We start from the raw sequence: 13,558 nt of genomic DNA, 5'->3' as shown, positions 1-13,558 counted from the left end.
TGGAATGAGGTTTGAATATGGGAAAAGTATTGAATAGAATCGGTCGACTTATTTTATTAGTTACAATGATCGGCTCGTATACGATGTGGGTCGTAGGAATTGATGCGCCAGTCACAAAATATATGTATGCCAATAGTTCAATTTTATTATTAATAGCAGTAATACTTGTACTGCTATTAAATTGTACGAAATTAAAATTTATTGACTGGCTGACCGTAGCGTTGGCGCTAGCCACCTGGCTCTTGTTTCACTTTACGGAATCAATCCGTCATAGCACAATGCAAACAGATACAATGATTCCTTTAATTATTTTGTTGGTCCTTTGTTTTAAAGTTTGTGTCTTTGACCGTATGGATCAAACGCTTTTATTAATTGTCTCTTTAGTTGCTTTGAGTGCGACTTTGTATCGGATGTCCGTGGAGTTGCCACAGTTGATTCCAGCAGACGAAATTTTTAAAGAATCAAATAAACTAGAAAGTATTTGGATTAATACCAATACGATTGGTGCAACGTTGATGTTTTCAACAATGATGGCCAGCAGTTTGATCAAAGCATATAGAAATAAAGTTTTTAACCTGCTGCTTTTACCTGTATACATTGGTGGTGTTTTAGGTACATGGGTCAGTCAATCAAAAACCTCTTTTGCCATTTTAGTTGGTTTTATTCTGGTGGATAATCTTTTACCAAAACGTTTCTTGCAACGTTCGAAAGTTTGGCTGTTTGGTTTTGTCGGAGTAGCTGCATTGGGACCACTGTTATTTTACTTATGTGCGGAATCGGATACTGTTGATTTATTTACAGGAAGAGAACGAATTTGGCATGAGTTTTTTGCTAAATGGTTATCTGATCCTCAACATATTAAAGTCGGTATGGAGCCTTTTGTGGCCTCATGGAAACCGCTGGGGACACATAATGCTTTTCTATTTACGTTAAGTAATTTTGGTGTTATCGGCTATCTGATTTTATTTGGTTTTTTAGTCAGTATGATTTTATTGATTGGTTTCCGCAAAAAAACATTGGATCGTTTGCAAGTTAGTTTACTTTTAGGCTTCCTTTTAATCTGGATTCATTCATTTATGGAAGATATTTTATTAGCGCCTCATTGGATGCCGATTGTTTATAGTTTCCTTGGGCTAGCCTTCTACTTCCGGCCAGAGAAAAAACGAGGAAGACATGAAAGACCAACGACGCCTAAAAGAAGAAAACGAGTGAAACAAACAAGTCCTGTTAGCAATGAAGAGGGCCCAATAACACCTGTTGACGAAGAGGGCTGGGACCAACCTGAAGAATTAAGTCGTGTCCAAAGACATCGCAGATAATTTTCATCCTATAGAACTTTCTTGTCCGCTGACATTATGGTAATATAGGGGTTGCATGTTATTACAAATAATGTAATTACTGGAAGTGAAGAGAGGAAGTTTTTAATGACATCAAAAAGTGAATGGAGTAATGCAAGACGAATTGTAATTATTTTAGCAGACGTTTTGCTCTATAATTTATCAATCATCTTAGGTTTTATGGTGAAATTTGGCCGAGAAATTCCTTCATTTAACTTTGTGGCTTATGAAAAATCTGCAATTTACATTTCAATCTTTTTTATCTTTTTGAATTTATTGTTAGGTGCGTATATTTTTTATAATCGCAAAATTAGTGACATCATTTTTGTCACGGTGATTGGTCAAATTTTAATGACTTTAACGATTATGATTGTGACATTTGCCGGACGTTGGTTTACGTTCCCACGTTCTGTTTTAGGATATTCCTTTATAATCGGAATTATTGTTCTAAGTCTTTGGCGAATTCTTGTTTATTATTTATACTTAAAGGTCAGCAATGAGCGAAAAGTTGTTTTACTAGGTAAAGAAAATCAAGTTATGCGGTCAATTCAAAACTTTATGTCTGATAAAAATAACAAGCATAAAGTAACGAGCGTTGTTGTCAGCAATTACTATGAAAACTTAAAAAAAATTATCGATGAAATCGATATTGTTTATATTTCAAGTAATGTTGATGAGAACGAAAAAGTAAAATTGTATCAATTAATTGTCAAACACAAGAAAAAAATCTTTTTAGATACAAGTTTTGAAAATCTAATTATGTTAAAACCAAACATGATGAACTTTGAAGATGAAAGTATTATCGAAGTCTCAAATTTTGAAATCCAACCAGAAGAGAATTTTATTAAACGTTTATTCGATATTTTAGTCTCTGTTTGCCTATTTGTGATTACCTCCCCCTTAATGCTTATTGCAGCGATTTTAGTCAAAGCAACCTCACCGGGACCAGTGATTTACAAACAAACTCGGATTACATTAGATCAACGTGAGTTCTCGATTTTAAAATTTAGAACGATGTCGGCAACAGCGGAAGCAAAATCAGGTCCAGTCTTATCTACAAGTAACGACAGTCGCGTCACTACAGTTGGTAAATACTTGCGCGCTTTACGTATTGATGAGTTACCACAACTAATCAATGTTATTCGCGGGGATATGTCCATTGTCGGACCACGTCCTGAACGACCATTCTTTGTTGATCAATTTAATCAGGAAAACCCGAATTACTATTTACGTCACAATGTACGTGCGGGGATTACCGGCTATGCCCAAGTTTATGGGAAGTATGCTTCTGACTACAATAGTAAATTGAACTTTGATTTACTGTACATCAAGAATTATTCATTACTATTGGATATGAAAATTCTACTTCAAACCATCAAAATTCTCTTTGATAAAGTATCATCAAGAGGATTGGATGAGTCTGAAGAACGTGAAGAATTGACGATGGATTATTGTAAAGAGAATGCTATTAGAATTTACCGTTAAAAGTTTGAGACATAAGTTATTTAAGCTTATGTCTCAAACTTTTTTTGGAAACAAGGAACGTTGAAATAATAAAAGAGCTATGCGATAATATAAACTGTTACATTCTTACATAAAATGCAACGAGGAGTGAACAAATGGAAACAGCACTTGTTTCAATTATTATGCCTATGTACAACGCGGGCAAATTTTTATCAAAATCTATTGAAAGCGTTCTGGAACAAACTTACCAGAACTGGGAATTATTACTCATTGATGATGGAAGTAAAGATAATTCTATTGATATTGCACTTGCCTTTATGGAAAAAGATTCAAGAATCTTTTTACTGAAAAATGAACAGAACATGGGTATTGCAAAGACCAGAAATAAAGGAATTGAAGCTTCAAAGGGACAATATATTGCCTTTTTAGATAGTGATGATTTATGGCTTCCTAATAAATTAGAAGTTCAAATCAAGTGGATGGAAGAAAAAAAACTTTTATTTACATGTAGTTCTTATTTTGTATGTAATGAAAATGGCAACATTACGCATGAGCGTAATTTTAGTGAGGGACCACAAACCTATCAAGATCTTTTAAAAACAAATACTATCGGCTGCTTAACGGTCGTAGTCGAATCTAATCTGCTTAAACGCCATTTAATGCCGGATTTAAAACATGAAGACTATGCTACTTGGTTAAACATTTTGAAAGAAATAAATACGGTCTATTTTATTAACGAAAAATTAGCCATTTATCGTAAGCTAACTACCTCTACATCTTCTAACAAATGGAATACAATCAGTTGGGTTTGGAAAATTTTGCGTCAAAATGAACAGTTTTCAGTTATTAAAAGTTCATTCTACTTAATGCGTTTTTTATTCTATACAACATTTAAATATGCAAAGAATGAATAGGGAGGAAAAGGAAAAGTGAAACGAGCCTGGGACAAAAATCACTTTGGATTTTTGTCCCAGGCTTAAAAATTGATAAACGGCGGGAACAGAAGCAACTCCTTCGGAAATAAGCCGAAATTCTCCAAAAATTATAGAACAATTTTCGGAAATTCCTTCTTATTTCTCGGAGTTAAACGCTTCTGTCCCGACCTCGTTCCATTTGAAGATACAAAAATGCCAATACCAGTGGGCTACAAGCGCTAATTGTTGATACTAAAAAATCGTACACAGAATATCTTAAAAAATAAATAAAAGATGAAAACAATCGATTAAAGATCTGTTTTCATCTTTTTACCATTTAAAAGTAAAAAATTGATATAGGAATGTTAAAAAAGCGTAATTGAATTTGAAATAAAGGTATGAGATAATGATTGGTGTTAGTTTTAAAATGTGAAAACAATTAGTTGAAGGTTATAGGATACACATTTTTCGAGAGGGAATGGCAAGTGTTTAAGAAAGATACATATTATTAAATATATAAGGAGAGTTTCATGAAAAAAATCATTTCAGGTATGTTAATTTGTACCGTATTATTAAATAGTTTTAGTGTGATTGCATCAGGAGAAGAGCTTGTAAAAACAGAAACAACGGGGGAGGCCGGCTTGGTCACTCAAGCCACGTCAGAAATAACGACTAATTCAACGGAGGATACATCTTCTGTTACAGAAGAAAATACCTCTGAAAGAGATAGTTCTGCTTCAAGCACAAAAGAAGAGACTCTTGATTCTTCAACAAATAGTACAACAGAAGGACATTCTTCTGTTTCAGAAACAAACACAACAGATAGTAAAACGGAAGAATCACAAAGCTCTGAAGTAGAAAAAAAGACCATTAATCAAGATGAAGCGGATTATCAAGAAGCAGCACGTGAAGGAACGAACCATAAAAAAGGAACATATGCTATGAAAAACGGCATTTCTTCTAGGGTAGCGCGAGCAACAGTTGCGAACGTCTATGCGAATGATCCTAATTTGCCTGGCAAGAATTTTATTGACGTTTCTAGTTGGAATGGAGACATTTCAGTAGCTGAGTATCAAAAAATTAAAAGTTATGGTGTAACAGGTGTCTCGGTTAAATTAACAGAAGGAACTTGGTATGTTAATCCATATGCTGCTGGCCAAATTAGTAATGCCAAAGCTGCTGGCTTAAAAGTTTCAGCATATCACTATAGTATGTATGTCTCTGCTGCGACAGCACAAGATGAAGCAAGATATTTCGCTCAGGCGGCGGCTAACTCAGGCTTAGATAAAAATACCATAATGTTTAATGATGCGGAAGATCCAACGCTTACAAACAATGGACGAAACGCCCATGCTAATTCTATTGCATTTAACCAGCAATTAAAGGCACTGGGGTATAAAAATGATGCGTTGTATGTCGGCAAATGGTGGTTAACAGCTGGTTATATCGATACCTCCGCCTTCGGAAGAGACAGAGTATGGGTAGCGCAATATCCATATACTCCTGATAGCTCCATGCAGTGGAATAATGACCATGGTGCTTGGCAATGGTCTTCGCAAATGTATTTCCCTGGTTTAGCTAATTATGAAGGACGTCCGTTTGATATTTCCATGACCTATAGTAATTTTTTAGATATGGGTAATAATAGTAGCGGACCTGACTTAAGTAAGTATTACACAACTAATCCAGGTCGAGTAGTCGTGATGAAAGATGAAACATTTTATAACAATGCCGACTTTACAAGCAAAGGTGCCGCAGTGAAAAAGAACACACTAGTAGAAGTGCAAGGAATTGAATATTCATCAACAGGGTACCCCCGTTTGGTCACACCTCAAGGATATTTAACAGCAAGAAAAGATATCGTTTTAGCAGCAATCAGTAATATTGATAAGTATTACACAGCTAATCCAGGTCGAGTAGTAGTAATGAAAGATGAAACATTTTATAACAACGCCGACTTTACAAGCAAAGGTGCCGCAGTGAAAAAGAACACACTAGTAGAAGTGCAAGGAATTGAATATTCATCAACAGGGTACCCCCGTTTGGTCACACCTCAAGGATATTTAACAGCAAGAAAAGATATCGTTTTAGCGGCAATCAGTAATATTGATAAGTATTACACAACTAATCCAGGTCGAGTAGTAGTAATGAAAGATGAAACATTTTATAACAACGCCGACTTTACAAGCAAAGGTACCGCAGTGAAAAAGAACACACTAGTAGAAGTGCAAGGAATTGAATATTCATCAACAGGGTACCCCCGTCTGGTCACACCTCAAGGATATTTAACAGCAAGAAAAGATATCGTTTTAGCAGCAATCAGTAATATTGATAAGTATTACACAACTAATCCAGGTCGAGTAGTCGTGATGAAAGATGAAACATTTTATAACAACGCCGACTTTACAAGCAAAGGTACCGCAGTGAAAAAGAACACACTAGTAGAAGTGCAAGGAATTGAATATTCATCAACTGGATACCCACGTTTGGTCACACCTCAAGGATATTTAACAGCAAGAAAAGATATCGTTTTAGCAGCAATCAGTAATATTGATAAGTATTACACAGCTAATCCAGGTCGAGTAGTAGTAATGAAAGATGAAACATTTTATAACAACGCCGACTTTACAAGCAAAGGTGCCGCAGTGAAAAAGAACACACTAGTAGAAGTGCAAGGAATTGAATATTCATCTAATGGATATCCCCGCTTGGTAACAAGAAAGGGATATTTAACGGCAAGAAAAGATATCGTTTCAGCAGCAATCAGTAATATTAACAACTACTATACAGAAAATCCAGTAAAAATTGTGATGCTTGTCAATGATCGTTATTATACTGATTTAGAATTTAAAACACCTGGATCTCCAGTAAAAAAAGGAACTACTATTAAAGTGCAAGGAATTGAATATAGTAAAAATGGATATCCAAGATTAAAAACACCACAAGGGTATATCACTTCAAATAAACGTTATGTACAAAAAGTGAATTAGTTAAGTAACTTAAAAAGGCTCTTTGTCAAATAATATCGGGAAAGAGGAATTGTAGAATCGTGTCAAATCTAGAGGATAAAATCCTCTGGATTTTTTTATTTGGACATTTTCCCGCACAGACAGTGGAAAACGATTAAAATAACGTTCTAAGTAAGGCAGCTGTCGGTTTTCAACAATATCAAATAATTTTCTTGTTTGCCCATTAAAAATGAGGAAACTCATGACATTAGAAACATGACGAACGGATAAAAATCCGTCAAAGTGAAGAACCGTTGGTAAGAGCGTTTAGTTATTTGTGAGAAAAAAACGGCGAATGTCTCCTAATACACCAATCATGAGTCCCGCAGAGAGTTCACTAATTTCTAGAATACTTTCGAATTATTCTGTCTGTTTGGCTGCTTCAACTAGCAGTTTACCTAATTGTTCTTTAGTTGTCAGTAATTTTTTCAATTGTTGGGTTAGTGTACAACTTTTTGATTGGAGATTTTTATCGGTATTTTTCTTTAAAAGATTTTTTTATTTTGTCTGCCTAAATTCTTCTAAATAATTAGGATATAAATAAAAGTTAATTGTAAAGTGGTATGCAGGTTTATTATCATGTGTTTAATGTCTCCTTCGATTTGTTGATTTCTGATAATTATTGTTTTTGTTTTCGTAAAAATTGACTATGAGCTTGAGCCAGACGATGGGCATCGCGTTTATCAGTTTTGACTGAACGCAAGTCGATAGTTAATTTGTTGTCTTTTGGCTTCTAAAGGATTTAATAAGCAATAAGATAAGTGGTTATTTTGCCAAAACGTTTCAATGACAATTGAATACACCCCAGTTGCTTCAAAAACAATTTGTGGGCTTTCTGGTAAAGAATGGATTTCTTTATGAAGCTGGCTAAAATGGGGCTTGTCATGAAGAATTTCTTGCTAAAAAAGACAGGTATTTTCATGATAAATAACGGCGTTACTTTTCCTCATTGAAACATCTAAAGCAAGTGCACACATAATTTACAACTCCTAAAAAATATTGAAAGGTTCTTCAATGCTTCATTTCGTTCCTAATTTCCTACATACGGGCTCTAAGCCATAACATACTTAAACCAAATTTTAAAATGACAGTGAAGGAGACCATTTTTTTGTGTGGACTCGAAGTCCAAGAGGTCATGTTCGGTCATCCTTTCACTTACAACTATACGCTTAAAAAGAGCAATAGAGGGGGAATTCATCCGTCGATGCATTTCCCCTCTAATCTTAGTATGTTTTTATTACAGAGAGATAAAACTGTGGATAATCATTATAAAAGATTAATTGAAATATATGTATGCGTATGAGATAATATGGGGTGTTATTTACCTAATAAGCAATAAAGTAAGAGCAGGGGTGAATGGATGGAAAAGATACTTGTATCAGCTATTATGCCTGTTTATAAATCCAATATATATCTTGAATGCGATAGAAAGTATCAGAAAGCGGACTTGTAAAAATTGGAAATTAATAGTTAATGAGAAGGGTAGTAGAGATCGATTGATTTTTGTTACTAACAAGTACATTAAAAAAATAAGCATATCAAGTTGATAAAGAATAATAAAAATATAGGGATTGTAAAAATAAGGAAGCATGGAGTTGAAAAAAGCTACTATAGAATGTATTGCTTTTCTTATAGTGATGATGTTTAGTATCCCGAAAAATAAACATTCCAGATAACGTTGATGCAAAAACAAAAACTTAATTTTTCTAGTACCACGTGTTCCATAGTCAATGGAGAAGGACATAAAGTTTATACAATTAATTAGGAACTATCTATTTATATCATGAGAGAATTCAATATCAGCTAATAAATATAAAACGATTAGTCGGGCTTGAAAATATCTATAGAGATGTTTTAAAGATCTATTGTGCTCAAACATTTTGTACATGTAAATTTCTTTGAGCATGAAAACGTTAAAATATATTAATAAATGAGGTAAAAGTGTGGAAAAAGAAAATTTAAAGTTAAGCGTGGTTATTCCAGTATATAATGTGATGACCACGTTAACTCGTGCAGTAACTAGTGTTTTAAACCAAGATTTATCAGTTCCTTATGAAATAATTTTGGTTAATGATGGTTCTTCTGATGACAGTGGCAAATTAGCTGAAAAATTAGCAGAAGAACATAAAAATATAAAAGTGTACCATAAAAAAAACGGTGGACTTGCTTCTGCAAGGAACTATGGTTTGAAGTATGCCGAAGGTACCCTTATTGCCTTTTTAGATAGTGATGATTATTTCTTACCAAGCATTTTAGATAAAGCGGTCCAAGCTTTTGATTCTCCTGAAATAGATGTAGTAGTGTTTGGTCTGATAAAAGGTAACGAAGCCAAAGAAATTTCTTTGATTCCTAAAGAGCAAATAATTACTGACAAAGAGGCGATCATCCGCTCTCTTTTTGTTGATAAAGGAATAGACTTTTACGCTTGGAATAAGATATACCGCAATCACCTTTTTGATGAAGTACGTTTTCCTGAAGGTAAATTATATGAAGACATAGTGCCTGCCTATGAGGTTATGAAACGAGCCAAAGCCGTTAATTACTTAGCCATGCCAGGGATTTATTATTACCAAAATCATTCGAGTATAGTACATCAAAAATTTAACGAGAAACAATACGATAATGTTACTCAACGGGAGATTTTGTTAAATAAAATAGTAGAGGAGTATCCTGCTTTATCGTCACTAGCTTTAGATAAAGTATTAGATGGATATTTATCTACAGGATTTAAAATAACAAGTAAACCTAGAGGGGAAATCAATAAAAAATATCTGGATTTTTCTAGAAAAAGGATTAGAAAAAATCTCGTTGAGTTAATGAAAAATACTAAAACAAGTAGTGCAAAAAAAATGGGTTTACTTCTATATTTAGTAAATGGCCCATTATATAATTTTATGTATCGAAAAATTTTAGGGAAGTAAGGAGTTAAAAATGTCAGAAATTAGTATAATTGTTCCTGTTTATAATGTCGGAAATTATTTGAAAAAATGTGTTGAATCAATACTTTCACAAACCTTTACTGATTTTGAATTATTATTAGTAGATGATGGTTCTACAGATTCATCAGGAGAAATGTGTGATGAATTAAAGAGATTAGATGAGCGGATAAAAGTAATTCATAAAGAAAATGGTGGATTAAGTTCTGCACGAAATGCAGGGATTGATGTTGCTAAAGGGAAGTATCTAACTTTTGTAGATAGTGATGACTATATTGATACACATATGCTAGAAGTATTGTACAAAAATATGATACAGGAAGATGCTGATTTATCCATTGTGGGGGTAACAAGTGTTTATTCTGGTCAAGAGCCTGAAATAACTCCTTCTGAAAAATATGTAGTGACTCAAAAAGAAGCGACTAAAATGATTTTAATCGGTAAACAAGCATCTGTTTATGCTGTTGCTAAACTATATAAGAGAAATATATTTGCTGACTTAAGATATCCAGTTGGTAAGGCCCACGAAGATGTTTATGTAATTATGGATGTTTTAAATCAATGTAAAAAGGTAGTTGTAGATACTGCTAGTTATTATTTTTATGTTCATAGAGAAGGAAGCATTACTGCTTCTAAGTTTAATATTAGAGACTTAGAAAGTATTGATTCTTGGGAACAAGCATGGCATACTATTCAAGAAATTATGCCAGAATATAGCGACCTTGCATTCAAACGTGTATGTGCAGCTAATTTTTATGTTTTGGACAAGATGATGAAATCAGACAGTGAGTCAGAATACCCTGAGATAACTAAAAGAATAGTAGACTTTTTAAAAGAAAATCAAAAGTTTATTTATGCTAACCCTTATTTTACTAAAAATAGAAAATTAAGTTTAACATTTCTTCGAATACACCCAATGCTTTATAAAGTTTTTCCTAAAATGCAACAGAGGTATTTAAGAAAGGTTAATAAGTAGCTATACTGAGAGGTGGATTTAATAAGTGGTCTTAAAATTAAAGGATAAGTGGCTTTATTTGAAAACAAGGGTCTTTTCAAGAATATTTGCAAATAGTATATTCTATTTACTGTATCCGATTTTAATTTTTTTTCCAATTAAAAAGAATAAAATTGTAGTCAGTAACTTTAATGGTAAAGGCTATGGGGATAATGCAAAGTATATATGTAATTATTTGTTGGAAGCTAAGGCCCCAGTTGATATTGTATGGTTAATTGACAAACATTGGGTTAAAGAAAACGGAGGTTGTCCAAATAGTGTTCGTACTGTTCATGTTCGATCATTTCAAGCATTATTTGAAATGTTTACGGCAAAAATTTGGATTGACAATTGTCGGAAAAGTTTTTATCCCCCAAAAAGAGCGAATCAGTTTTATATTCAGACCTGGCATGCTGGCTTTACATTAAAACAAATTGAAAAATATGTTGAAACTAAATTGCCATCAAGGTACGTAAAAACAGCAAAAAAAGATTCTCAAATGTGTGATTTACTATTATTTGAAACTTCTAATATGATTCCTGATGTACAGGATACATTTTGGTATGAGGGAGAGACTTTTAGAAATGGTCTTCCTAGAAACGATTTGTTGGTAAACTATGATAAGCTCATTGTCGAAAAAGTATATAGCTATTTTAATATTGATTCTTCAAAAAAAATAATTATGTATGCACCTACTTTTAGGCAAGAGTATGATTTAGAAATGAATAATGAATTACTTTCTAAAATTATTCAAGTCTATTCTAAGACATTTAATCAAGATGCTGTAATGTTGATTCGCTTGCATCCAAATGATACAGTAAACAAAAATCGTATAATTGGCGAAGGACTCCCTACAGGAATGATAGATGCTTCTTCGTATGATGATATGCAAGAATTATTATGTGCAACAGATACATTGGTGACAGATTATTCTTCAACTTTAGGAGAAATGTTGATTATGGAAAAAAAATGTTTTATTTATGCCTATGACTATGAAGAATATCTAAAGGATCGGGGATTGTTGATGGATTTTAAAGAGCTGCCCTTTCCGTTTGCTTTAACAGAAAAAGAGTTGCTTAAATCTATCAAAGATTTTTCTGCTTCTGATTATGTAAAAAAAGTCCGTGATTTTAAAAAAGAACATAACATTTATGAGACGGGACATGCGAGTCAAGATATAGGAAATCGTATTTTATTAGAAATGAAAAAATAACTGAGACTAGAATAGAGGAGAATAAATTATGAAACGAGTAATAACATATGGGACATTTGATTTATTACATTACGGGCACGTAAATCTTTTAAAGAGAGCTAAGTCAAAAGGAGATTATTTGATTGTTGGTTTGTCTACAGATGAATTTAATCTCAATAGTAAAGACAAAGTCTGTTATTTTTCCTATGAAGAACGGAAATCTATATTAGAAGGCATCCGTTACGTTGACTTAGTTATTCCAGAAGAAAACTGGGATCAAAAAGTAAAAGATATGAAGTTATATGATATTGACACCTTTGTAATGGGGAACGACTGGGAAGGTAAATTTGACTATTTAGCTGAAGAAACGGGTGTTGAAGTTGCTTATTTAGAAAGAACTCCTGAGATTTCAACTACTCAAATAAAAAAAGAACTAAAAGATTTTAAATAAGGAATCTTGTTATTTCATCCGATAGCAAAGAACTGGAGTGCTAAAATGAAACAAAAGTATAAAAATGAAATAAACTACTGGCGGAAAAGAGTAATTCCCAGAATTATTAGGACAATCTTTTTTTATATCTGTTATCCTGTTTTGTTTTTTGTTCCAATAAAAAGAGATAAAATTGTTGTTAGTAATTTTAATGGACAAGGCTATGGAGACAATCCGAAGTACATTTGTGAATATTTACTTAGTCAAAACGAAGCATTAGATATTGTATGGCTTATTGATGAAAAACGGGTGAAGAACACACAAGCTTTTCCATCTTCTATACGTTTAGTATCCTTGACTTCTTTTAGAGCGTTGTATGAGCTACATACAGCAAAAATCTGGATAGATAATTGTCGTAAAAATATATATCCTAAAAAGAGAAAGAATCAGTTTTATATTCAAACATGGCATGCAAGTTTCTCTCTGAAAATGATGGAACGTTTAGTGGAGGATAAACTACCACCTAAATATGTCAAACGAGCAAAAAAAGATTCTAAGATGTGTGATTTATTGATTTTTGAAAGTGCCAATACGATTTCGGATGTTCCGTATAATTTCTGGTATGAAGGTGAAATGTTTAGAAATGGTACACCACGTGGTGATATATTTATTAACTATGATGAGAGACTGGTCCGTAAAGTCTATGATCACTACAATATAGATTATCATAAAAAAATTGTGATGTACGCACCGACATTTCGTCAAGGTTATGATTTAGAAGTGGACATAACATTTTTGGAACGACTAACGCAAACTTTTGAAAAGAGATTTAAAAATTCCTATGTAATGCTAGTGCGTTTACATCCCAACGACACAAAAAATAAAGAAAGAATTTTAGGGGGAAGCCTTCCTCAAAATATTATCGATGCATCTGATTATGAAGATATGCAGGAACTTTTATGTGCTACAGATACATTAATAACTGATTATTCTTCTAGCTCAGGAGAAGCACTGATTTCAGAAAAAAAATGTTTTATTTATGCGTATGACTATAAAGAGTACTCTAAAGATAGAGGCTTACTGATTGATTTGGATAATTTACCTTTTCCAGTTTCAACAAATCAAGAAGAATTAATAAACCAAGTTTATAAATTTTCTAATAGTGATTATCTTGAAAAAGTTGAACGCTTCAAAAAAATATATAATGTTTTTGAAACTGGTCATGCAAGTCAAGATATAGGGGATCGAATCCTTCAAGAAATTGATCAGGTGAAATGATAGGA

The 13,558-nt window shown here is 33.1% G+C and carries 9 protein-coding genes and 1 pseudogene; 9 read left to right on the top strand and 1 reads right to left on the bottom strand.

Annotated elements, in window-relative coordinates; all coding sequences use genetic code 11:
- Positions 1-17: 17 nt before the first annotated feature.
- The 4 genes from IGL07_RS09080 (at position 18) to IGL07_RS09065 (ending at position 6,705) form a co-directional block, all read left to right on the top strand.
- Positions 18-1,319: an EpaQ family protein gene (locus IGL07_RS09080; RefSeq protein WP_010817473.1), complete on the top strand. Its 1,302-nt coding sequence runs from the start codon at positions 18-20 to the stop codon at positions 1,317-1,319.
- Positions 1,320-1,424: 105 nt separating this feature from the next.
- The gene (locus tag IGL07_RS09075) at positions 1,425-2,822 is read left to right on the top strand and encodes a sugar transferase (RefSeq protein ID WP_002356909.1); all 1,398 of its coding nucleotides are present in this window, start codon (positions 1,425-1,427) and stop codon (positions 2,820-2,822) included.
- Positions 2,823-2,956: 134 nt separating this feature from the next.
- Positions 2,957-3,715 carry a glycosyltransferase family 2 protein gene (locus IGL07_RS09070; RefSeq protein WP_002396066.1) on the top strand — a complete coding sequence of 253 codons (759 nt, stop codon included), beginning with the start codon at positions 2,957-2,959 and terminating at the stop codon, positions 3,713-3,715.
- 530 nt (positions 3,716-4,245) lie between these two features.
- On the top strand, positions 4,246-6,705 hold the full coding sequence (locus IGL07_RS09065; protein ID WP_202578135.1) for a DUF5776 domain-containing protein: 2,460 nt from the start codon (positions 4,246-4,248) through the stop codon (positions 6,703-6,705).
- A gap of 96 nt (positions 6,706-6,801) precedes the next feature.
- Here the strand turns inward: IGL07_RS09065 and IGL07_RS09060 are convergent.
- Positions 6,802-6,984 (bottom strand): annotated as a pseudogene (locus tag IGL07_RS09060) (ISL3 family transposase); the annotation flags it as partial.
- A gap of 1,682 nt (positions 6,985-8,666) precedes the next feature.
- Between IGL07_RS09060 and IGL07_RS09055 the strand changes: the two are divergent.
- Genes IGL07_RS09055 through IGL07_RS09035 form a run of 5 tightly spaced genes read left to right on the top strand, consistent with a single transcriptional unit; the run spans position 8,667 to position 13,553 of the window.
- A complete protein-coding gene (locus IGL07_RS09055) occupies positions 8,667-9,644 on the top strand; it encodes a glycosyltransferase family 2 protein (protein WP_002376960.1) in 978 nt (325 codons plus the stop codon).
- A gap of 10 nt (positions 9,645-9,654) precedes the next feature.
- On the top strand, positions 9,655-10,635 hold the full coding sequence (locus tag IGL07_RS09050; RefSeq protein ID WP_002376961.1) for a glycosyltransferase family 2 protein: 981 nt from the start codon (positions 9,655-9,657) through the stop codon (positions 10,633-10,635).
- Between the two features lie 25 nt (positions 10,636-10,660).
- A complete protein-coding gene (locus tag IGL07_RS09045) occupies positions 10,661-11,866 on the top strand; it encodes a CDP-glycerol glycerophosphotransferase family protein (protein WP_010817470.1) in 1,206 nt (401 codons plus the stop codon).
- Between the two features lie 28 nt (positions 11,867-11,894).
- Positions 11,895-12,296, top strand: coding sequence for a glycerol-3-phosphate cytidylyltransferase (tagD, locus tag IGL07_RS09040; protein WP_002356917.1), 402 nt, complete (start codon positions 11,895-11,897; stop codon positions 12,294-12,296).
- A 45-nt stretch (positions 12,297-12,341) separates the two neighbouring features.
- Positions 12,342-13,553 (top strand): CDP-glycerol glycerophosphotransferase family protein, encoded by a 1,212-nt coding sequence (locus IGL07_RS09035; RefSeq protein WP_010817469.1) that lies wholly within the window; start codon positions 12,342-12,344, stop codon positions 13,551-13,553.
- Positions 13,554-13,558: the final 5 nt, after the last annotated feature.

The organism is Enterococcus sp. DIV1368f (assembly GCF_051712245.1).
Taxonomy (GTDB): domain Bacteria; phylum Bacillota; class Bacilli; order Lactobacillales; family Enterococcaceae; genus Enterococcus; species Enterococcus faecalis.
The sequence above is the reverse complement of the archived record's forward strand: the minus strand, read 5'-3'. Positions and strand labels throughout refer to the sequence as shown.